The organism is Microbacterium sp. LWO13-1.2 (assembly GCF_038397725.1).
Taxonomy (GTDB): Bacteria; Actinomycetota; Actinomycetes; order Actinomycetales; family Microbacteriaceae; genus Microbacterium.
Genome location: NZ_CP151634.1, coordinates 100,594 through 121,889 on the forward strand (window position 1 = coordinate 100,594; position 21,296 = coordinate 121,889).

21 protein-coding genes and 3 tRNA genes are annotated in these 21,296 nt (G+C 66.6%); 8 read left to right on the forward strand and 16 right to left on the reverse strand.

The genetic code is table 11. From position 1 onward, the window contains the following. Window positions 1-2 precede the first annotated feature (2 nt). From MRBLWO13_RS00475 to MRBLWO13_RS00485, 3 genes are read left to right on the forward strand one after another with little or no spacing between them, the layout of a single operon-like run. On the forward strand, window positions 3-794 hold the full coding sequence (locus tag MRBLWO13_RS00475; RefSeq protein ID WP_341975794.1) for an SDR family oxidoreductase: 792 nt from the start codon (window positions 3-5) through the stop codon (window positions 792-794). After that, window positions 794-1,246: an RbsD/FucU domain-containing protein gene (locus MRBLWO13_RS00480; protein ID WP_341978516.1), complete on the forward strand. Its 453-nt coding sequence runs from the start codon at window positions 794-796 to the stop codon at window positions 1,244-1,246. Before MRBLWO13_RS00475 ends, MRBLWO13_RS00480 begins: the two co-directional genes overlap by 1 nt. After that, entirely contained in the window at window positions 1,243-2,004 is a 762-nt protein-coding gene (locus MRBLWO13_RS00485) for an IclR family transcriptional regulator (RefSeq protein ID WP_341975795.1), read from the forward strand. Before MRBLWO13_RS00480 ends, MRBLWO13_RS00485 begins: the two co-directional genes overlap by 4 nt. Window positions 2,005-2,098: 94 nt before the next feature. Here the strand turns inward: MRBLWO13_RS00485 and MRBLWO13_RS00490 are convergent. The 8 genes from MRBLWO13_RS00490 to MRBLWO13_RS00525 form a co-directional block, all read right to left on the reverse strand. Next, a tRNA-Met gene (locus MRBLWO13_RS00490) sits at window positions 2,099-2,172 on the reverse strand. A gap of 34 nt (window positions 2,173-2,206) precedes the next feature. Continuing rightward, a tRNA-Thr gene (locus tag MRBLWO13_RS00495) sits at window positions 2,207-2,278 on the reverse strand. Window positions 2,279-2,345: 67 nt separating this feature from the next. Then, entirely contained in the window at window positions 2,346-3,515 is a 1,170-nt protein-coding gene (locus MRBLWO13_RS00500) for a peptidoglycan DD-metalloendopeptidase family protein (RefSeq protein WP_341975796.1), read from the reverse strand. 124 nt (window positions 3,516-3,639) lie between these two features. After that, entirely contained in the window at window positions 3,640-4,452 is an 813-nt protein-coding gene (locus MRBLWO13_RS00505; protein WP_341975797.1) for an inositol monophosphatase family protein, read from the reverse strand. After that, on the reverse strand, window positions 4,449-5,474 hold the full coding sequence (locus tag MRBLWO13_RS00510) for a hypothetical protein (RefSeq protein WP_341975798.1): 1,026 nt from the start codon (window positions 5,472-5,474) through the stop codon (window positions 4,449-4,451). Before MRBLWO13_RS00510 ends, MRBLWO13_RS00505 begins: the two co-directional genes overlap by 4 nt. A gap of 114 nt (window positions 5,475-5,588) precedes the next feature. Then, complete coding sequence (locus tag MRBLWO13_RS00515; protein WP_341975799.1) at window positions 5,589-6,383, reverse strand: enoyl-CoA hydratase/isomerase family protein; 795 nt, start codon at window positions 6,381-6,383, stop codon at window positions 5,589-5,591. 46 nt (window positions 6,384-6,429) lie between these two features. Next, on the reverse strand, window positions 6,430-6,921 hold the full coding sequence (locus MRBLWO13_RS00520) for an FBP domain-containing protein (protein WP_341975800.1): 492 nt from the start codon (window positions 6,919-6,921) through the stop codon (window positions 6,430-6,432). A gap of 21 nt (window positions 6,922-6,942) precedes the next feature. Continuing rightward, a complete protein-coding gene (locus MRBLWO13_RS00525) occupies window positions 6,943-7,827 on the reverse strand; it encodes a bile acid:sodium symporter family protein (protein WP_341975801.1) in 885 nt (294 codons plus the stop codon). Between the two features lie 91 nt (window positions 7,828-7,918). On the opposite strand from MRBLWO13_RS00525, the gene MRBLWO13_RS00530 reads away from it, so the two are divergent. Next, the gene (locus MRBLWO13_RS00530) at window positions 7,919-8,701 is read left to right on the forward strand and encodes an IclR family transcriptional regulator (protein WP_341975802.1); all 783 of its coding nucleotides are present in this window, start codon (window positions 7,919-7,921) and stop codon (window positions 8,699-8,701) included. 12 nt (window positions 8,702-8,713) lie between these two features. On the opposite strand, the gene MRBLWO13_RS00535 is transcribed toward MRBLWO13_RS00530, so the two are convergent. Genes MRBLWO13_RS00535 through MRBLWO13_RS00545 form a run of 3 tightly spaced genes read right to left on the reverse strand, consistent with a single transcriptional unit; the run spans window position 8,714 to window position 12,026 of the window. Continuing rightward, complete coding sequence (locus MRBLWO13_RS00535; protein WP_341975803.1) at window positions 8,714-9,463, reverse strand: IclR family transcriptional regulator C-terminal domain-containing protein; 750 nt, start codon at window positions 9,461-9,463, stop codon at window positions 8,714-8,716. After that, the gene (gene alr / locus MRBLWO13_RS00540) at window positions 9,460-10,638 is read right to left on the reverse strand and encodes an alanine racemase (protein ID WP_341975804.1); all 1,179 of its coding nucleotides are present in this window, start codon (window positions 10,636-10,638) and stop codon (window positions 9,460-9,462) included. Before alr ends, MRBLWO13_RS00535 begins: the two co-directional genes overlap by 4 nt. Beyond that, complete coding sequence (locus MRBLWO13_RS00545) at window positions 10,635-12,026, reverse strand: amino acid permease (RefSeq protein ID WP_341975805.1); 1,392 nt, start codon at window positions 12,024-12,026, stop codon at window positions 10,635-10,637. Before MRBLWO13_RS00545 ends, alr begins: the two co-directional genes overlap by 4 nt. Before the next feature lie 353 nt (window positions 12,027-12,379). Between MRBLWO13_RS00545 and MRBLWO13_RS00550 the strand changes: the two genes are divergently transcribed. Then, window positions 12,380-13,435, forward strand: a complete 1,056-nt coding sequence (locus tag MRBLWO13_RS00550; RefSeq protein ID WP_341975806.1) for a homoserine dehydrogenase — start codon at window positions 12,380-12,382, stop codon at window positions 13,433-13,435. Then, entirely contained in the window at window positions 13,432-14,838 is a 1,407-nt protein-coding gene (locus MRBLWO13_RS00555) for an aldehyde dehydrogenase family protein (protein WP_341975807.1), read from the forward strand. Before MRBLWO13_RS00550 ends, MRBLWO13_RS00555 begins: the two co-directional genes overlap by 4 nt. Before the next feature lie 18 nt (window positions 14,839-14,856). Here the strand turns inward: MRBLWO13_RS00555 and MRBLWO13_RS00560 are convergent, their stop codons facing one another. Continuing rightward, the gene (locus MRBLWO13_RS00560; protein WP_341975809.1) at window positions 14,857-15,369 is read right to left on the reverse strand and encodes an Lrp/AsnC family transcriptional regulator; all 513 of its coding nucleotides are present in this window, start codon (window positions 15,367-15,369) and stop codon (window positions 14,857-14,859) included. Between the two features lie 48 nt (window positions 15,370-15,417). On the opposite strand from MRBLWO13_RS00560, the gene MRBLWO13_RS00565 reads away from it, so the two are divergent. Beyond that, window positions 15,418-16,632, forward strand: coding sequence for an aminotransferase class I/II-fold pyridoxal phosphate-dependent enzyme (locus tag MRBLWO13_RS00565; RefSeq protein ID WP_341975810.1), 1,215 nt, complete (start codon window positions 15,418-15,420; stop codon window positions 16,630-16,632). Here MRBLWO13_RS00565 and MRBLWO13_RS00570 read toward each other — a convergent pair. Together MRBLWO13_RS00570 and MRBLWO13_RS00575 are read right to left on the reverse strand one after the other, a co-directional pair. Next, window positions 16,629-17,672 (reverse strand): asparaginase, encoded by a 1,044-nt coding sequence (locus tag MRBLWO13_RS00570; protein WP_341975811.1) that lies wholly within the window; start codon window positions 17,670-17,672, stop codon window positions 16,629-16,631. The genes MRBLWO13_RS00565 and MRBLWO13_RS00570 overlap by 4 nt on opposite strands. Then, complete coding sequence (locus MRBLWO13_RS00575) at window positions 17,665-19,146, reverse strand: amino acid permease (protein WP_341975812.1); 1,482 nt, start codon at window positions 19,144-19,146, stop codon at window positions 17,665-17,667. Before MRBLWO13_RS00575 ends, MRBLWO13_RS00570 begins: the two co-directional genes overlap by 8 nt. 206 nt (window positions 19,147-19,352) lie before the next feature. Here MRBLWO13_RS00575 and MRBLWO13_RS00580 point away from each other — a divergent pair, with 206 nt between their 5' ends. Continuing rightward, window positions 19,353-20,051, forward strand: a complete 699-nt coding sequence (locus MRBLWO13_RS00580; protein ID WP_341975813.1) for a FadR/GntR family transcriptional regulator — start codon at window positions 19,353-19,355, stop codon at window positions 20,049-20,051. Between the two features lie 84 nt (window positions 20,052-20,135). Here MRBLWO13_RS00580 and MRBLWO13_RS00585 read toward each other — a convergent pair. Then, window positions 20,136-20,217, reverse strand: a tRNA-Tyr gene (locus tag MRBLWO13_RS00585). Window positions 20,218-20,303: 86 nt separating this feature from the next. Next, window positions 20,304-21,233, reverse strand: a complete 930-nt coding sequence (locus MRBLWO13_RS00590) for a PfkB family carbohydrate kinase (protein ID WP_341975814.1) — start codon at window positions 21,231-21,233, stop codon at window positions 20,304-20,306. Window positions 21,234-21,296 lie beyond the last annotated feature (63 nt).

Genomic DNA, 21,296 nt, shown 5'->3' on the forward strand with positions numbered 1-21,296 from the left:
CAATGACTGACGCCCTGACCCACGACGACAACCGAACGGATGCATTGGACCTGCACGGTCGAACGGCGCTGATCACCGGAGGCGGTGTCGGCATCGGTGCCGGCATCGCCGAGGAACTCGCCGGTCGCGGCGCCCGGGTCATCGTCACCTACCAGTCGCATGAGCCGGACGAGGCCGCGCTCGCACGGTTGCGTACCCCGGATGGTCTGGAAGCGACCGCCGTCCGCGTCGATCTAACCTCCGAAGACGAGGTCCAGCAGCTTGGCGACACGATCGCCGAGCTGGGCAGGCTCGACATCCTTGTCCACAATGCCGGCGGGCTCCTCCAGCGATCCACGATCGCGGAGATGTCATACTCCCTCTTCCGCAGTGTGCAGGCGTTGAACGTCGACTCGGTCTTCCTCGTGACGCGCCGCATGCTCCCGCTCATGGGACGAGGAGGCCGCATCGTGACGGTCGCCTCGCTGGCCGGTCGTACCGGGGGCCACGCAGGAGCGACGGCCTACGCGACGGCGAAAGCCGCGTTGTTCGGCTTCACTCGCGGACTCGCGGCCGAGATCGCCGCATCCGGGATCACGGTGAACGCCGTGGCCCCTGGATTCATCGAGGCGACCCCGTTTCACGACACGTTCACCGCTGCGGACTCGAAGGCCAAGACGATCAGCGGGATTCCTGTCGGCCGAGCCGGAAGACCTGCTGACATCGCGTCCGCGGTGGCGTGGCTCGTCTCTCCTGGCGCATCCTTCACCACAGGCGTGGTGCTCGATGTCAACGGCGGACAGTACTTCAGTTGATGCTGCGCGCACCGATCACGCACCCGGACGTACTGCACGCCCTCGCCCGCGCAGGGCACGGCTCGCTCGTGCTCGTCGCCGACGCGCACTTCGCGGCGTCGACGGCAGTGAGCCAGAAGGCGGTGGTCGTGCACCTGGCGCTTGCACCTGGCGCTCCGCTCGTACCCGATGTCGCGGCCCTGATCTCAGCGACGATTCAGCTCGAGGCGGTGACGACGATGACGGCGCCCGACGAGGAACTGGGCAGGGTCGCGCGCCAGGCAGCTGCCGCAGCCGGATCACCGGTTCACGATTCGGTCTCGCGCGAGGAGTTCAAAGCCCTCACCCGATCTGAAGACATGGCGCTCTGCATCGTCACCGGCGACACGCGGCGCTTCGCGAATGCGCTCCTGCGTGTCGGAGTGACAACGCCGGCTCATCTGCCGCACGGAAGCGGCATGATCGATACATGAGCTCCACCGTCTCGCGCGCGATCACCATCCTCGAGCTGTGCAGTGCCGAGCCCAGGAGCGCGAGCGAGATCGCTGACGTTCTGGGAGTGCATCGAACCACCGTGTTGCGCACGTTGCTCACTTTGCAGGATGCAGGTCTGGTACGACAGACCGTGCCGGGAGTCTTCGGTACCGGCTTCCGACTCGCCGCACTCGCGAAGTCAGCCATGATGCACTTCGATCTGCGCGGCATCGCGCATCCTCATCTGAAGGCGCTCAGCGACGAACTCCATCTCACCGTGCAGTTCGCCGTACTCGACGGCGACCGCATCCGCTATGTCGACAAGATCGAGCCGCGCGACTCGATCGTGCTGAACACCGAGATCGGCGGAGAGGTCGTGATCAGCACGGCCGGAGTGGCGAAGGCCATCCTGGCCCACCTGCCGAGCGAGCTCCGACGCACAGTACTCAACCGTGCGACCTTCCCCGCCTACACCGAGCGGTCGTTCACAGATCGAGAGAGCTATGAACGCGAACTGACTCGGGTCCAGGAGCGCGGCTGGGCGTTCGACGATGGGGAATACGACGATCTGTCGAACTGCATCGCGTCTCCGGTGCGCGACCACGCCGGCGACGTGGCGGGGGCCGTGTCCGTGACCGCATTCCGGAGCCGCACCAACCTTGATGAACTGCGCGAGCATCTGCCGACGCTGCTCACGACCACCGAGATGATCAGCCACCAGCTGGGTTTCCGCAACGAGGCCATGAACGACAACTGAGCCAGCGCTTCGGATCGTCGCACAGCCGATCCGGTCGACAGTCAAGACGCCTGGAAACGACGAAAACCCCCGGAATTCCGGGGGTTTCGATCTGTAGCAGGAGCGGGGCTTGAACCCGCGACCTCACGATTATGAGTCGTGCGCTCTAACCAGCTGAGCTACCCTGCCGCGAGGCATCCATCACGTGAGACGATGCTTTGCGAGCCCCGAGTCAGGATTGAACTGACGACCTCTTCCTTACCAAGGAAGTGCTCTACCACTGAGCTATCGGAGCGTGCTGCCCTCGCGGGGCAACCACACGAGACTACCATCACTGCGGCGTTCTCATGAAACCGAGGCGGTCAATACGAGGATCGACCCGCGTTCTCCTTCATCCACGGCATCGGGTCGATGGTCGACCCGTTGACGATGAGTTCGAAGTGCAAGTGCGCGCCGTAGGAGTTGCCGGTATCGCCGGTGAGACCGACGATGTCGCCGACCTTCACGGTGTCGCCGGCCTTCACGCGGAGCGAGCCGTACTGCATGTGCGCGTAGTGGCTGGTGATGACGGCGCCATCGATGATGTGGTCGATGTAGACGGTGACTCCATAGCCGCCGCCCTGCTCGGTCGCGGTGCGCACCGTGCCGTCGGCGATCGCCTGGATCGGAGCGCCGTTGCCGGGCACGAAGTCGATACCGGCGTGCAGTCGGCCATCGCGCATGCCGTAGCCGTAGGTCATGCCGACGCCGACCAGGAAGGGCCACTGGATCGCGGCATCCGGATCGTTCGTGTAAACCTCGCCGGAGTACCGGATGCCCTGCTCGGCAGCGATGTCGAGATACGACACCGTCGAGAAGTCCTCTGCGCGCTCGAGCGATTCGTTCTGCACGTCGGACGAAGCGACGTACGCCTGGATCTCACCCTCGGGGGCGTCGTCCTTCGCGGTCTTGGAGGCGGTGACGAGCGACGTCACGGCCGCGGCCTGCGGAGCCTGAGCGGCGGCGACGGCCTCGGTCGGAAGTGTCATCGAGACGGCGAGGAGACCGGCGAGGCTCATCACGCCGACGGTCGCGCCGATCGTCACGAAACGACGGACCGAGTACGAACGGCGGGGCGCGACGTGGGGGATCGTCGGCTCTGCGAGCTTGTCTTCGGTGGCACGAGGGACGGATGCCGCGGCATCCGCCGTCTGCTCACCGATACGGAATGCGCGAGTCGCCTGCGCGAAGACGTCGACGCCTTCGTCGGACATCGTCTCGGCGGCGGGAGATTCGGCGGGCGACTCGACCGGAGCAGCGGGTGCGAGAAGCGGGGTGCTGGACGCGTCGACGCTCGGAACGCTCACCTGCTGCCGCGCTGCGCGACGCGAGGTCAGAACGGGTGCCGACGGCGCTGTCATGGCGGGAAGACTGTTCGGCGCGGCGAAGGCGGCTGCCGTCGTTCCCACCGCGGGGGCCTCGACGGCCTCGTTGCGGAGTCGGCTGGAACGGCGCGTGGGCGCAGGGGCAGCCTGGGGAGTTTCGAAGGGCAAAGCGGATTCTCTCGGGTCGTGCGTCAAGCTCGGGGGCGCTTACTCAACTCTCACCCGTTCGGGCGGATGAAAGTAACGATCGCATAAACACTATCCTGCTCCGCCTGAGAATGCCATGAGTTCGTCACCTTTTCGCCTGCGAAGACGGGTCGCCGATCAGGGCCAGCAGGCGGTCGTGCACATCAACGCCGCCGGCGATCACCATCGGCCGCGACGAGTCGGCGTCGATCCGGGAGAACTTCCCGCCCGCCTCGGTGACGAGCAGGGCGCCTGCGGCGATGTCCCAGGGCGCCAGCCCTCGCTCGAAGTATCCGTCGAGTCGACCGGCGGCCACGTAGGCGAGATCGAGCGCGGCAGCCCCCATGCGCCGGAGGTCGCGCGCCATGGGCATGACGCTGCGTACCGTCGCCAGATCTCCTTCGTGCGTCGCCGGGTCGTAGCCGAACCCCGTGCCGAGCAGCGCGCCGGCTGCCGCCGAATCGGTCGTGACCGCGAGACGTGTCGAGCCCAACCAGGCGCCGTGACCGCGCACAGCCGTGAAGAGCTCATCGTGCACCGGTGCGAACACCGCTCCGGCGAGCGCCTCCCACACGTCAGGATCCGCGCTGCCGCGGACGGCGGCGATGCTCACGTTGTACGCGGGAATGCCGTACGCGTAGTTCACCGTTCCGTCGATCGGATCGACGACCCACGTGATGTCCGTGTCGCCGGCCTCTGCCCCGGATTCTTCGCCGAGGAAGCCATCGCCCGGGCGCTCGGCGCGCAGCCGGGCGCGGATCAGCGCTTCGACCTCACGATCGGCGTCGGTGACGATGTCGGCCAGCGTCGACTTCGTCGCCGCGAGATGCACGCCCTCCTGGCGACGGCGCCGCGCGAGTCCGCCGGCCTCGCGGGCGATGTCGGCGGCGAGCTCGCCGAGGTCGCGTTCCAGGCTCACTGCGGAGCCTGGGGAACCTGCGGAGCCGAGGGCGGAGGAGGCGGAAACGCCATGTGATCGCCGGGAGCCGCCGGAGCCGGGGGCACTGGCGGAGTGGGAGGCACCGGCGGTACTGGCGGAACCTCGGGAGCTGCCGCCACCTCGGGGGCTGCCGGCACCTCGGGCACCGACGGGGCCGGGACACTCGGCGCCGCTGACGGCACGACGGGGAACTGCTCGGCCGACGCGAGGGCGAACGGCTGCTGCTGCTGCGGCTGCTGAGCGGTCGGGTAGCCGGTGTAGTACGCGTTCCAGTCGGGCTGGCCGTCAGCGAGAACGGGAAGCGGGGTGATGCCGTCTGCATAGGTCGGCCACGCCGGTGCCTGAGCAGGAGCGGCCGCAGCGAACGCCTGGCGCTTCTTCGGCGCGAACAGTGCATTGAGCAGCGGAATGAGCGTGGTGCCCACGGCCGCCAGGATCGTGAGCGCGACGACGATGCGCCAGTACAGCTCGACGTAGTCGAACGAGTGCGGGAAGGTGAGGAAGAAGACGAGCATGCCGACCAGAGCCGTGAGGAAGACGACCGTCAGGATGTAGATCACGCGGGTGAAAGTCGTCACGTGGCGCTGCGCGGCAGGCGTGAAGATGCGCACGTGCAGCAGTGCCAGCTGCAGGATGCCGACCACCAGCAGCAACTGGAAGAACCGCTCCGCTCCCCCGAAGTCGTCGCCGTCTTCGGGGAGCCAGATCTTCACGGCGCCGACGAGAAGCGCGACGATCCACGTGACCATGCTGGACAGCGCCAGCCAGTCCGGACGGTTCGGCGCGAGTCCTGCCTCGAGAATCGCGATCCCGGCGAAGCCGGCGAGCAGGAGGATCGTCAGGAATGCGCGGCCGATCAGACCGTCCTGATCTCCGATCAGCACCCAGATGACGCAGACGATGGCCGCAGCGATCAACGCGCCGATCGCGATCCAGATGGCGCCCCTGATGAGCAGGGACGTGTTCTTCTTCTCGGCCTTCGCGGTATCCGACTGGGACATGGCGATCCTCTCGTTGAGCGGCGGTGCCTTCATCCTCGCACGCACGGGCCGCGGAACCGAGGTCGCCGTCCCGCCTGTGGAAAGTTCTCCTGCGGCCGGATCAGCCCTGCCGGCTCAGCGGGCCTTGGCCGACGCTGCCGCGAAGGCGGTGATCCGCGCCTGCGCGTCGGCGGTCTCCATGAAGGCCCCGATCGATCGGGCTTCCTCGCTCAACTGCTCGGCGAAGGACCGCTGCGGCTGCGAGCGCACGAGCCACTTCGCCTGCCCGTAGGCGTCGGCCGCGCCGGCCAGCCAGAATCGGGCGATCTCCTCAGCGCGCGCACGCACCTGCTCGGCCTCTGCCGCGGCATCCATACCCGTGATGACCTCGGCGATCAGACCCCACTGCTGCGCCTCGTCGGCGGTGAGGAGCCGGTCCTGCAGCACGAGCTGGAGTGCACGGCGCTCGCCAACGGCCCTCGCGAGCTGCGCGGAGACCGAGAGGTCGGGCGTCAGGCCGATGTTCGCGTACAGACTGCCGAGGCGGGAGCGCGAGCCGACAACGGCGTAGTCGCTGCAGAGCAGGATCCCGAGTCCGCCACCCGCGGTCGTGCCGTGTGCCGCCGCGACGACCGGGATCGTCGATTCGGTGAGCGAACGGATTCCGGCGTTGATCACCTCCGCGAGCGCGGTGATGTCGGCGCCGGAGCCCATCGAGGTCGCCATGTCGATGACGTCGCCACCCGCGCAGAACGCGGGACCGGCGGCGTCGAGCAGGATCGCCTTGACGTCCGTTCTCGATGTCGCCTCGGCGGTGACGTCGCGCCAGGCATGTGCGAGATCCGCGTTGAACGCGTTGAGCCGGGACGGACGGTTCAGCGTCAGTCGCGCCATCCCATCGGTCACCGAGAACAGGATGGCATCGCTCATGGCGTCTCCTTCGAGCACAGGACGGATGCCTCCAGCGTAACCGCGCTCACTCCTGCTCCAGCACGCGGGAGATGAACGCCTCCATCCGGCGTCGGGTGCCGTCGAGGCGGATGTCGACCTGACCCGCCGCCCTGATCTCGTTCGGAGCGAGCGGATGCGCAAGCCGAACACTCTCGTGGCAGGACAGGTCGGCGCAGAGATAGGTGCCGACGGAGTCGCCGCGTGCGCCCGCATCGCCGGCGCGGCCGGCGGAGAACAGCGCCACCTGGTTGCCCGGCTGCATCGTGTGACAGATATTGCACATGCCGGAGCGCCCGCGCCCGGGATCGGAGGCGCGCAGCACCACACCGACGACACGCCCCTCGTGCTCGATCAGCACGTAGCCGCGGCGGCCGGCGGCCGGATCACGCCACGCGAAGAAGTCGAGATAGTCCCAGTCGACGAGCATGAAGTCGTGCGGCATCGCCATGACGCGCAATTCATCGGCATCCGCATTGACGAACGACGCACGGACGTCGGCTTCGGTGAGCGCTCGCATCGCTCCAGTCTAGGAACCCGGTCACCTCGACGTCGCCGCGGCGTCAACGGCGGCAGTCGAGCGATCGCGGATGAGGAAGCCGAACCCGAAGGCGATGAAGAACATGAGCACGCCGTAGACCGCGGCGGGAAGACTCAGCTCGACCGACCCGAGCACGGATTGGGCGATGACGATCGCGAGCGTGGCGTTGTGGATGCCGATCTCGAACGATGTGGCCACGGCCTGGCGTCTGCCGACCTTCAGCCAACGCGGGACGAAGAACCCGATCGACAGGCTGATCAGGCAGAAGAGCACCGTGATGAGCGCCAGCTGCGTGAAATTCGCGACGAGCAGCGCCCAGTTCGATGCCACGGCACCGGCGATCACGACGATGAGGATGACCACGGAGGCGATCCGCACCGGTTTGTCCATGCCGTCCGCGAAGGAGGGCCACAGGCGACGGATCAGCATTCCGACCGCAACCGGGAGCAGGACGATGGCGAAGACCTCGAGCGCCTTCGCCCACTGCAGCCCGAGCTGGTTGTCGAACGGCTGGAAGTACGCGATCGCGAAGTTCGTGATCAGCGGCAGGGTGATCACCGCGATCACCGAGTTCACCGCGGTCAGGGAGATGTTCAGCGCGATGTCACCGCGGAACAGGTGGCTGTAGAGGTTCGCCGTCGTGCCGCCAGGCGAGGCCGCGAGCATCATCATGCCCACCGCCAGAACCGGCGGCAGTTGGAACAGCAGCACGAGTCCGAAGCAGATGCCCGGCAGCAGGATGAGCTGGCAGATCAGCGCGACGATCACCGCTTTCGGCTGCTTCAGCACCCGCGCGAAGTCGGCGAGGGTGAGGCTGAGCCCGAGGCCCAGCATGATGATGCCCAGTGCCACAGGCAGTCCGATGGTGGTCAACGCTGATCCCATGGCACTCAGTGTGGCGGATGCAGGGTCTCGGTGTCACGCACCGTCGGTCGACACGCCGGATCGGAGCCGCCGCGGCGGCTACGCTCGATCCATGTCGATGGATCGCCGCACCGAGACGCGCCTGAGCAGCATGGGACGAGGCTTCGAGATCGTCCGCGCAGTGGGCGCGCTGTCGGACCGCGGCGACACCGCAACCGTGCAGAGCATCTCTCGAGAACTGGACCGCGACCGCTCACAGGTCTCCCGGACTCTGTCCGCCCTCTTGAACCTCGGATTCGTCGTCCGCGATGCCGACCTCGCGTACTCGCTGTCCTGGAACTGGTACGCGACCGCCCAGGAACTCACCGATCAGCGTCTGCAGACCGTCGGGATGACGACGCTGGATGCGCTCGCAGCCGACCTCGGTCAGGCGTGCTTCCTGAGTGTCCTGCAGGGCGACAGCACCGTGACGATTCTGGAGAGCATCCCGGCGGACTCCCGCATGATCGGTTCGTGGCGGGGGCGCGCCTACCCGGCGTTCTGCAGCGACGCCGGGCGCGCGGTCCTCTGGGATGCCACCGATCACGAGATCCGCGCCGTGTTCTCGGCCACAGAGTTCGTCAGCCCAGGACCGAACGCTCCCGGCTCCGTCGACGACTTCATCGACCGCCTGCGTCAGGACCAGGAGCGCGGATACACGATCGTCGATCAGGAAGCAGAGCCGGGACTGTACTCCGTGGCCGCGCCCGTCTGGGACTTCCGCGGCGAAGTCATCGCGGCGATTCAGGTCGTCGGCGAGCAGGAAGCACTGCGCGTGAGAACACCGGAATACGGTGCTTCCGTGCGGAGCGCAGCCGATGCCCTCTCGCAACGTCTCGGCGCAGCACTGCTGTGACGCGCGCGGCCGTCAGCGGCCGTCGGCCGCGGCGCTCAGCTGCTGCGCGGCTTCGCCGAGGCGCGCTCGCACCTCACGGGACGCGCCTTTGTCTCGATGCGCACCGGCAAGGGCGAGTGAGGCGATGACCGCCCCGCCCCGCCGAATGGGGAGAGCGAACTCGTCCACCCCATCGACGTACTCCTGGCTCGCGGCGATGAATCCGTTGGCGCGGTCGCGTTCGAGTCGCGATTGCACCTCGGCGACCGAGCGGGCGGATGCCGGCCCGCCGACGCCGACGAACTGCATATCGTCGAGCAGCTCCTGCAGGCCTCCTCGAGAGTGATCCCACAGCAGCGCCCGGCCGGCACCCGTGCACCAGATGGGTGCGACGAGTCCGGGCCGGAGCGAGCGGTCGGCCGCTGCGATCGCCTGCTCATACCGAAGAAGCACCGCTCGGGGACCGTCGGCGACCGCGATCACGGCCGTCATCCGCAGGTGCGACGCAAGAAACCTCAGAACCTCGCGGGAGCCCTTCAGCCACGTGGCGTTCAGCGTCGCTGCCGTGCGGAAGTACTCCGGCCCCGCGGCGAGCAACGCGGATTCACTGCGTTCCAGGTACTCCAGTTCCCGCAGCTCTTGGGTCAGTCGCGAGACGCGACTCCGCTCGATGCCCGTCGCATCCGCGAGCCGGGATGCATTGTGCCCCAGGCGGCGCAATCGTTCCTGCCTGATGGCGGCATCCAGCAACGCCAGACCTTGCGTGAGAGAGGATGCACTCATCTGCTGCGCACTCCCCTCTCCCCTACGAGCTCGTCCGGTCGGCTCATCCTATCCAGCGGCCGGCGCGGGACTCTCGGCAGGAGTCGCCCCCAGGCCGTGTAGAGGTCGGCGGCGATCTGACCAGTGAACCGCTCGATGTCGGCAGCCGTGATGGTGTCACGACCCTGCGCACCGTAGGCGACGACCTCGTCGCCGACACGCACCTCGGGGATGTGCGACACGTCGGCGAGAAATGTGTTCATCGCGAGCTGGTCGACCACCGGTGCTCGCCGCCCGTGCACGAGGACCTCGGCCCGGCCGCCGAGACTCCGGTGGTATCCGTCGGCGTATCCCAGGGGCACGACGGCGAGTGTCGCCTCCTCATGCAGGCGGTGGCGGCGTTCGTATCCTGCGGTGCTCCCGCCCGGATAGGTATTGAGGGCGGCGATCGAGGAGACGAGGCGCATGGCCGGGCGCAGCTCGCCGCCGAGCGCATCGGTATCGCCGTAGAGCGCGGCTCCGATGCGCACCAGATCGAACCGCGTGCCCGGCTCGTAGAGCGCAGCGTACGTGGTGGCGCAGTGACGCTGCGGCGAGGATGCGGGATCGAGGAGGCCTAGGAGCTCACGAGACTCCCGGTCGAACCTCGCTGCTCCTTGCCGAACGTCTGCACGATCCTCGCAGGGGAAGTGCGAGCAGACTCCGACGACATCGAAGGCCGGATGCCGCAGGACGCTCTGCACGACTTCATCGGAGAGTCCACCGCCCGCCTCGATGCCGTCACGGCTCAGACCGGTGGAGTTGAGGGAGATATGAACTCGGATCCGCCGCGCTCGTTCTCGGGCCACGTTCGCGATCACGCGCGCGTGCTCGACGCCGCCGACCCACTCTTCGATCCCGTACCCCACGCCTTCGTCGATCTCCTCGCGAACCCCGGTTCGGAGACGCAGCAGACGGCCGGTGAATCCGAACGAACGGGTGAGCCGCGCCTCGTCATTCGATGTCACGCCGATCATGGTGACGCGATTCGCGATCAAGAGGGGCACGACGAGATCGACACCGTGCCCGTACGCGTCTGCTTTCACCACCGCGCAGAACTCGACGTGGTCGCCGAGTTCTGCGCGGATCGTGCGAATGTTGTGGTCGATCGCCTCGGTGTCGACTTCGACCCATCCCGCTGACGCGGGTCGCGTCACTCAGCCGCTCCGGCGCCGACCGGCGCCGCCGAGGCGTCATCCGCCTGGCGCTTGCGGCCATGGCGCCACCAGAAGTACAGGTAGCAGGCTCCGACGAACGGCACCCCGAAGTACAGCGCCGCGACCTGATTCGGGTCGAACGCGATCGCCACGATCGAGATGAACAGAAGCGCGAAGGCCACGATCGGCAGAGCGGGGTAGAGCGGCGTCCGGTACGCCAGCGTCTTGATATCGCCGCCGTCTCGCACGAAAGCGCGCCGGTGGAAGAACTGCGACGCCACGATCGACATCCACACGGCCACGACCGCGAACCCCGCGATCGAGACGAGCACCAGATACACCGTTCCCGGCGCGATGACGCTCGTGAGCAGGGAGACGAGTCCGATGAGGATGCTCACGGTGAGCGCGACGATCGGAACTCCGCGCTTGGTGAGGTACGCGAGACGCTGGGGCGCATGCCCCTCCTCCGCCAGCGAGAACAGCATGCGCGCGCAGGAGAAGAGTCCGCTGTTGCCGGCGGAGAGAAGTGCGGTGATGATGACGAAGTTCATGATGTCGGCCGCGAACGGCACGCCCACGTACTCGAAGACGTCTACGAACGGGCTGCTGGTCACGCTGGCCTGCTCGTAAGGAAGGATCGCGGCGACGACGGCGATCGCACCGACGAACAGGACCACGAGGCGCAGGACCGTCGAGCGGAGGGCCTTCGGAATGTTCTTGGCAGGGTCCTTCGTCTCACCGGCCGCGACGCCGATGAGCTCCGAGCCGCTGAAGGCGTAGAAGACGGCGAGCGCGGTGACGATCACGCCGCTGAAGCCGCCGGGGAACAGACCGTCGGGTGTCTCGAAGTTGCTGAACAGGATCGCCGGCGGGTGTTCTGCGGACAGCGGCGTGATTCCGAAGATCGCGGCGCCGCCCAGCACGATGAGACCGACGATGGCGACGACCTTGATGAGTGAGAACCAGAACTCGGCCTCGCCGAAGACGCGCGCCGAGATGGCGTTGAGCAGGAACAGCACCGCTGCGAAGATCAGGCACCACAGCCACACCGGAACTCCGGGGAACCAGCGCTGCATCAGGATTCCCGATGCGGTGAATTCCGAGCCGAGCGCGACGACCCAGCACAGCCAGTACAGCCAGGCCGTGGTGAATCCGGTCGCGGGGCCGATCGAGCGGGCCGCGTAGATGTGGAAGGCACCGGAGACGGGATACGCGATCGCCAGTTCACCGAGACAGGCCATCACCAGGTAGACGACGAGCGCGCCGATCAGATAGGCGATGATCGCGCCGAGGGGGCCGGCCTGCGAGATCGTGTATCCGGAGCTGAGGAACAGCCCCGACCCGATCACACCGCCGAGGGCGATCATGATCAGGTGCCGCGCGTCCATCGACCGTTGCAAGCGGCGCAACGGTACCTGTGTCGCGGTCGTGTGAGGCAGGGCGTTGGGGAGTTCTTTCTCCCCGGCTACAGGAGCCATGCAGTCTCTCAATCCAAGCGTTGGTGTGCGTTATCGACACGCTGTTGTGTCGATCTTGCACGGATTCGGGTATGGCGGGACGCTACATGCCGTCAGCTTCCACCGCAACCCCGGTCACCGAAAACGACAGCCGCAGCCGTCGGGATTGCGATTCTGACACCGCGACGGCCGTTCTGGCAGGTCGGTGTGCCGTTCTGGAAGGCGCGGACTGACAGGGCTCCATTCGACGATGGGTGCCTACCCGTTTTGACGAAGGAGCACCCGTGAACCACCATGATCTCGCCCTCATCGGCTTCGGAGGCGTCAATCGCGCTCTCGCCGAGATCATCCGCGATCGAGGCGAGGCGCTCGCCGATGAACTCGGATTCACACTTCGCGTCGTCGCCATCACCGATCTCCGATTCGGTTCGCTCATGCAGTCCGACGGCATCGATCTGGACCACGTACTGAACCTGCCCTCGAACGCGAGCTTCGAGGGGATGCCGGGAGGCGCGGCGATGCCGAACAACGATCACGTCATCCGGCAGTCATCCGCCGACATCATCGTCGAGGCCACCTTCACGAACCCGGTCGACGGGGAGCCGGCGATCTCCCACGTCCGCGCGGCCCTCGAAAGCGGCAAGAGCGTCACGACGACCAACAAGGGACCGGTCGCCATCGCGCGCGCCGCGCTCAACCGCCTCGCCGACGAGAACGGCGTCCGGTTCGAGTACGAAGGATCGGTGATGAGCGGCACGCCCGTGCTGCGGTTCGGGCGCGAGACCATGAGCGGCCTGAGGATCAACGCGATCCAGGGCATCCTGAACGGCACCAGCAACTACGTCCTGGGCAAGATGGAGGGCGGGATGACTCTGCAGGCCGCGGTCGCCGAGGCGCAGGAACTCGGATACGCCGAGGCCGATCCGACTGCGGACATCGAAGGATCCGATGTGCAGCTGAAGGTCGTCATCCTCGCCAACGAGCTGCTCGGCGCCGACCTCACGACCGCAGACGTCGAGCGCCGCGGGATCAGCTCGCTCAGCGCCGCCGACATCGTGCAGGCGGCCGCCGAAGGGAAGCGCTGGAAGCTCGTCGGATCGGTGACGCGCGACGCGTCAGGCACGGTGACCGCAGCGGTGGAGCCGATGGCACTGTCGCCGGAGCATCCGCTGGCCGGAATCTCGGATGCCACCAACGCGATCGCGTTCAGCACCGACCTGCTCGGAACGGTCACCGTCTCCGGGCCCGGCGCGGGCCGCTGGGAGACCGCGTACGCCCTGCTCTCCGACATCATCGCCATCGACGCCCACCAGCGCGCGCTCGTCGGGGCCGGGCTGTGACCGCCGTGCTCGCACCCACCGAGCTCGCCGCCGATCGACTGTCGGTATTCGACCCGTTCACCGGCGAGCAGCTCGGACAGGTACCGCTGAGCACGCCGGCCGATGCGGACGCGATCATGGAGCGCGCGCGCATCGGTGCGTCGCTCTCGCGCGATCTGTCCAAGTTCGCACGTCACCGCATCCTCGATCGAGCCACGCGCCTCCTCGGCGAGCGCGCCGAGGAGGCCGCCTCGCTCGTCATGCGCGAGGCAGGGAAGACGATCACCCAGGCGAAGAAGGAAGTGCAGCGAGCCATCACGACGATGTCCCTCTCCGCAGAGGCTGCGCGTGCCGCCGATGGTGAGGTGATCCCGTTCGATGCCTACGAGGGATCGGAGAACCGGCGCGGGTGGTTCACGCGCGAGCCGCTCGGCGTCATCGTGGCGATCACGCCGTACAACGACGCGCTCAACCTCGTCGCCCACAAGATCGGTCCGGCCATCGCCGGGGGGAACTCCGTCATCCTCAAGCCGTCGCAGTTCACGCCGCTCACGGCCCAGCTGCTCGTCGACGTGCTCATCGACGCCGGGTTGCCGGACGAGATCGTCACTGTCGTCCATGGCGACCGACACCTCGCGCAGGCTCTGATCGGAATCCGGGACGTACGCATGGTGTCTTTCACCGGCGGATTCGCGACGGGCGAGGCCATCGCCCGAGGCGCAGGGCTCAAGAAGCTCGCGATGGAGCTCGGCGGCAACGCCCCGGTGCTGGTCTTCGCGGATGCCGACATCGACGCCGCCGTCGACGCCTGTGTCTCCGGTGCGTTCTGGGCCGCCGGGCAGAACTGCGTCGGCGCGCAGCGCATCCTCGTCGAGCGGAGTGTCTACGTGGAGTTCCGCGACCGATTCGTCGCCAGGACGTCGGCGCTGCGCGTCGGCGATCCCGCCGACCCCCGCACCGATGTCGGCGCGATGATCTCAACCGACTCGGCGATGCGCGTCGAGCGCATGGTCGACGATGCCGTGAGCGCCGGGGCCAACGTCCTCACCGGTCATCGCCGCGAGGGATCGGTGTACTGGCCGACCGTCGTGGAGAACGCGGCGTTGAGCTGCGAACTGTGGCGCGAGGAGGCTTTCGCGCCCGTCGTCGCTCTGACCGCATTCGATACCGAAGACGAGGCGATCGCGCAGGCGAACGACATCGAGTACGCACTGCATGCGGCAGCTTTCACGTCAGAACTCGGACGCGCGCTTCGCGTGGCAGAGCGTCTCGAGGCCGGCGGCGTCATGATCAACGACTCCTCCGACTACCGCATCGACAGCATGCCGTTCGGCGGCGCCAAGTACGGGAGCATGGGCCGCGAGGGCGTTCGGTTCGCCTACGACGAGATGACCCAGCCGAAGGTCATCTGCATCAACACCTGAGGACTTCCCTGGCGCGCGTCAACGTCGGTCGACGACGCGCGTCAGGGAGACCGAGGTCACGGTGTCGGCCACACCGGGCAATGCGGCGATGAACTCCCAGACCTCGCCGATCCGATCCATGGAATCCGCCTCGAGCGTCACCAGCAGATCGAAGTCCCCGCTGAGGATGTCGCACCGGCGCACTTCGGGGATCTGGGCGATCTCGGAGATCACGCCCCCACCGCGCATCCGATCGGCCCGATAGACCATCACGATCGCCGAGACTCCCGTTGCAGCACTTTTCCCGCGGACGACGGTGTAGCCGGCAATCGTGCCCTGACGCTCCATCCGCTCGATCCGCTGCTTCACGGCGTTGCGAGAAAGATGCACGCGCGCCGCGAGCGCAACGAGAGGCGTTCGCGCGTCGTCAGCCAGTTGCGACAGGATCTGCCGATCGACCTCGTCGAGAGGAAGTCGCTCCATCACGTCTCCAATGTGCGGTATCAGCAATTGCTTGTGTCTATTATGCACACTAAGCTGGACGGCATCCACTGTGCGGTGAACTGTTTTCGCCGCACGGACGCACCCGGAGGAGACTTCATGAGCACACGTCCAGACCGCACGGACCCGTCGACGCTGTCCGACATGAGCGCCGCGGTGCACCTCGGCAATCGACTCGACTCGACCAAGGCGCTCCGCACACCGCTCGTGATGGCCAATTCGTACGAGCTTCCTGACGACCCGAGCGAGATCAGTTGGTCGGCCACTGCGCCGGGCCTCTACACGCGGAACACGGGCGTGAACCAGGCAGCGCTCGAGCACAAGCTGGCCGCTCTCGACGGCGCTGAGGATGCGGTCGCTCTCGCCTCCGGTGTGGCCGCCCTTCATGCCGTCTTCTTCACGCACGTCCGCGTCGGAGACCACGTCGTCGTCAGCGATGTGACCTACGAAGCGACCTGGAGGTTGTGGACGGACCTCCTCCCCGGTCGCTACGGCATCGAGGCGACCTTCGTCGACATCGGCGACCTCGACGCCGTCCGCGCGGCGATGCGTCCGGAGACCAAGCTGGTCTGCATCGAGGCGATCGCGAACCCGACGACCAAGATCGCCGACGTGCGCGCGATCGCCGACATCGCGCATGCGGCCGGCGCGATCCTGATGGTCGACTCGACGTTCACCCCGCCGCCGTTCTACCGCCCCCTCGCCGACGGAGCCGATCTCGTCGTGCATTCGCTGACCAAGTACATCAACGGCCACGGCGATGCGATGGGCGGTTCCGTGGCGGGGCGTCACGAACTGATCCAGCCGATCAAGGCGGATGCGATGGTCGACGTCGGCGGGATCATCTCCCCGTTCAACGCGTGGCAGATCCAGCGAGGCTCAGTGACGCTCCCCCTGCGCCTGCAGCAGCACTTCCGCTCCGCCGAGCGGATCGCGCACTTCCTCGCCGCCGACCCGCGCGTGGAGTACATCTACTACCCCGGCCTTCCCTCGCATCCGGAGCATGAACTCGCCGAGCGCCAGTTCGGCGGCCGCGGCTTCGGAGGGATGATCGCGTTCGCGGTGAAGGGCGACGCCGATCGACAGAACCGGTTCGTCGCCAATCTGCGGCTGATCACCTCGGGGTTCTCGCTGGGGCACGACGACTCGCTCATCGTGCACACGGGCACCGAGGGCGGACGCGTGGCCACCTACCCCGAACCGTTCCGGGTGCACGGCCATCTTCGACTGTCTGTCGGCCTCGAGGATGCGGATGACCTCCTCGAGGATCTCCGCGCGGCGCTGGATGCGACGTTCGGCGGCGAAGACGCCTAGAGACTCGGCCCCGCCGAGACGGCAGGCGAATGCATCTCCCCGATGAAGTTCGAGGCAAGTGCGCTTCTCATCGTCGAGGCATCCAGATACTTGCCCGCGAGATAGCCGAGCTTGCCCAGCGCGGCTTCCACGGTCATATCGCCGCCGCTCAAGACTCCGACGCGGGCCAGCGCAGACCCGACCGCGTATCGCGAGAGGTCGACGGAGCCGGTCTGGCACTGCGTGACAGCGACCACGGTGGTTCCCCCATCGATCGCCGCACCCAAGTCGTCGAGGATGCCTGGGGTGCTGACCGGTGCAGTTCCCGCGCCATAGCATTCGAGGATCAGACCGTCGGGGTAGCACGCAAGAGCGGCCCGCACTTGTTCGGAGGCCATGCCCGGGAACACGCTCAGGACGCCGACTTTTCGAATGGCACTGACCTCGGCCTCTGTGAAGCGATCGGCGACCGCGTGCGCCAGCGACGAGTCGACCACCGGCGCGAGAGCCCGCGGGGAGGCGAATCCTGACCTGCTCTCGCTGGAGTACTTGCTCACACGGACGGCCGGATGCAGCTGGTGGTCGAATGCCACCCACGTACCGCCGGTGATGGTGCCGGAAAGCACATCCAGTGCGAACTCGAAGTTCGACGGCGCGTCGCTGCCCGGGAGATGAAGCGGGAGCTGAGATCCCGTGAAGACGATGGGTACCCGGAGGTCAGCCAGCTCGAATGCCATCCTGGCCGCCGTGTAGGCCAGGGTATCCGTGCCGTGGATGACGAGCACACCCGTGTATGTCTCCTCACAGTCCGCGGACTGGAGCTTCATCCGGATCTCGGCAGCCCAGTCGACCATCGTCTGCTGGGTCGCTTCTGCGCTGTCGATGACGCACTCCGACTTCACGAACGCCCAGCGAGATCTCGTGCGGCGCTGCGCGTCATACCCAGCGACAAGAGAGGCGATCTCCGCTCCGAGGTCATCTGTCGCCTCCAATCCGGACCCCAGGTCTCGCATGCCGAACGTGCCGCCGGTGTACACGACGAGCAGGCGCCTCTCATTCACGAGATTCCTCACCGGCGGGCAGGTCGCTCGCGTCTCCCAGCTCGATCATCGCATCGGGGTTGATCCGATCGCGGATGACGAACCAGCCGATGATCAGTGCCACGACGATGAGCGCGAAGACCGCCAGGGTCAGCCTTCCGACGCTCGCATCCATCGCCATCAGCACCACGACCATGACGAGGAAGACGAGGGTCACGATATTCGTCACAGGGGCCAGCGGCAGGCGGAACGTCGGGCGCTCCACTTCTCCCCGCTTGACCTTCCGCAGGAACAGCCAATGGCAGATCATGATCGACATCCAGGTGCCGACGATGCCGATTCCGGCGAGGTTGAGCACGATCTCGAATGCCCGTTCCGGTACGAAGAAGTTCAGAATCACCCCGGCGACGCCGATCGAGGCGGTGATGAGGATTCCTCCGTAGGGGACACCGGCCTTGTTCAATCGCCTCGCGAATTTCGGTCCCGTTCCCGCCATCGCCATGGAACGCAGCGTTCGTCCCGTCGCGTAGAGGCCGGCGTTGAGACTCGACATCGCAGCCGTCAGCACGACGACGTTCATGATGTCGCCCGCGCCAGGGATACCGATCGCGTTCATCACGGTGACGAACGGGCTCTCCCCCGCCGAGTAGGCCGTCCAGGGCATCAGCAGAGTGAACAGGACGACGGAGCCGGCGTAGAAGAGGATGATCCGCCACATGATGGAATTGACGGCTTTCGGGATCACGGCCCGAGGATTCTCCGACTCTCCGGCGGCCACTCCCACCAGCTCTGTCCCGCCGAATGCGAAGACGACCCCGAGCGCGATGATGAACATCGGCGCGATTCCCATCGGGAACAGCCCGCCGTTGTCCGCAATCAAGGCGATGCCGGGCGTGTGACCGTCGATCTCGGTTCCCGTGACGATCAGGAAGATGCCGATGATCCCGAACAGAACGATCGCGCCCACCTTGATGAGGGCGAACCAGTACTCCATCTCGCCGAAGACCTTCACGGAGATGACGTTCATGGCGACGACGATCGCCAGGGCGATCAACGCCAGCACCCACTGCGGGATCGCGACGAACATCGACCAGAAATGCACATACAGGGCGACGGCGGTGATGTCCGCGACCACGGTCGTCGACCAGTTCAGAAAGTACAACCACCCGACGGTGTAGGCGCCCTTCTCCCCCATGAACTCCCGGGCATACGAGACGAACGCGCCCGACGAGGGGCGGTACATGACGAGCTCCCCGAGAGCACGCACGACGAAGAACGCGAACGCGCCGCAGACGATGTACACGATTGCCAACGACGGCCCCGCCAGTTCCATCCGGCCGCTCGCACCCAGGAAGAGCCCCGTGCCGATGGAACCGCCGATGGCGATCATGTGCATGTGCCGACGCTTGAGTCCCTTGGTGTATCCGGCGTCACCGATGTCGACGTGCCGCGATGTCGGGCTCTTGAGTTGTAGAACGTCTTCGTTCTCGGCCATGACGTGCCTTTCGATTCATGAGCAGATCAATGCATCCACCTCATCGCGGATGCACTCGACCCACCGGTCGCATGCTGTCTGGCTGTCAGACAGGTTTGTTCGGATCAGTGTAGGCGGGCTCGATCGCGAGCACAAGCACGACGTACGGTCCACCGCTCCGTATCAGCAGCGAAGCCGCCCGCTCGGGGCAGCCATATAGTGGTGGGATGAGTGCGCCAGGTGAGCCGACGAAGCCGGGCCTTGAGAGGATCAGTGCGACTGAGGCGGCATTCAGAGCGCTCAACGCGATGATCCGAGGCGACGACTACGAGATCGGCGACCGCCTTCCGTCCGAGTTGACTCTCGCCGGCGAATTCGGAGTCAGTCGTTCGGTTGTGCGCGAAGCGCTGCACGCATGCGCGACGCTGGGGCTCACCGAGACCCGCACAGGAAGCGGCACCTTCGTCGTCAAGAAGAGTCCGGCGTCTCAGCTCGTCTTCGGCGAGTTCAGCGCCCAGGACCTCATCGAGGCCCGACAGCATGTCGAAGTGCCCACCGCCGGCTATGCGGCTGAACGGCACACTCCGGCCCAGCTCGAGAACCTGCATCGGATTCTCGCCGCACTCGACGCCGCAGAGGACCTCCGGGCCTGGGTGGCATTGGACGGTGAGCTGCATGTGGCGATCGCGGAAGCGAGCCGGAACCCCGTACTCATCTCGGTGGTCGCGTCGACTCGTCAGGCGCTCGATCTCCAGTCCGAGTTCTTGAACGTCACTCAAGCGCGGCAACGGGCGTCGAACATCGAACACGCCCAGATCGTGGACGCGATCGCATCAGGCTCCCCCGTGAAAGCCCGAGAAGCGATGGCAAACCATGTCGGCCAAGTCGCGCTGGCCGTGCAGAACGTCGCCACCGCCTCGTACTGACCCCGAGGTGTGAGCGCGGAGCATCCGCTCGTACACCGAGAATGCAAGAAGGGCCCCGCGATGCGGGGCCCTTCTTCTGTGCTGTGGCGAGTGAGGGATTCGAACCCCCGAAGGCTGAGCCGTCTGATTTACAGTCAGATCCCTTTGGCCGCTAGGGTAACTCGCCAATGCGCACCCGTCCGACTTGAACAGCCAACCGGGGGCACGAAGAATTATCATACCGGCGATCGGCCAGCGCATGAAATCGAAGCCTCAGCTTCCGTAGACGCCGCGTTCCGCCTCGGCCAGCGACTCCGGAGTGCGCAGCAAACCGCCCTCGGCACGGCAGGTCGCGGCGGCGATGTCCATGGCGCGGCGCAGCAGTGCGTCCCACTCGCCCGTCGTGCGCGGCGCCGATCCGACCAGCCCAGCCACCACCGCGGCGAGGGTCGAGTCCCCCGCCCCGACCGTGTCGACGACCGGTCCAGGGAGCGTCGAGATCGGAGCAGCCACGATGCCGGCATCCGCCTCGATGATCGCGCCATCCACCCCGGCGGTGGCGAGCACCGCACCGACGCCCAGCCCTCTCAGACGAGCGCGGAGCGCATCGAGATCCCCGCCGTAGAGGAGCGCGGCGTCGTCCGTTCCGACCTTCACGATCTCCGCCCGCGCAGCGAGGCTTTCGAAACCGCGAACGAACTCGTCCCGATCGCTCAGCATCCCCGCACGGGGGTTCGGATCGATCGCGAGGCGTGCGCCGTCCAGCGCCTCTGCAAAGGCATCCACTTCGGCAGGAACGTCGAACGGGAAGCAGCTGACCGCGACGAGCCCAGCCTCCGAGATCGCCTGCCGCGCCTCGGCGGAATAGCGGATGCTGCGCCGCTTCGCCGCCTCGTTGAAGACGTACTCCGGCTCACCGCTCGCCGAGCGCTGCACGATCGCCCGAGAAGATCCGTGCGGGCTCGGACTCGATACCAGCGCCACGTCGTGATCGCGAAGATACTCGCGAATGTGATCACCGGCCTCATCATCGCCGACCATCGCGATCAATGTCGTGGACACCCCGAGTCTGCGCAGACCGACGGCGACGTTCAACGCCGCTCCCCCCACGAGTTCTCGCACTCCGGCGTGGTCGTGGATCTCATCGATCAGTGCATCGCCGACGACGACGACCGATCCGGCGGAGGAAAAAGCTGTGCTCACTCGCCGACACTATCGCGGTGCGGTGTTTCCCCCTATCCCCGGGGTTCCGCGAGCGATACGGTG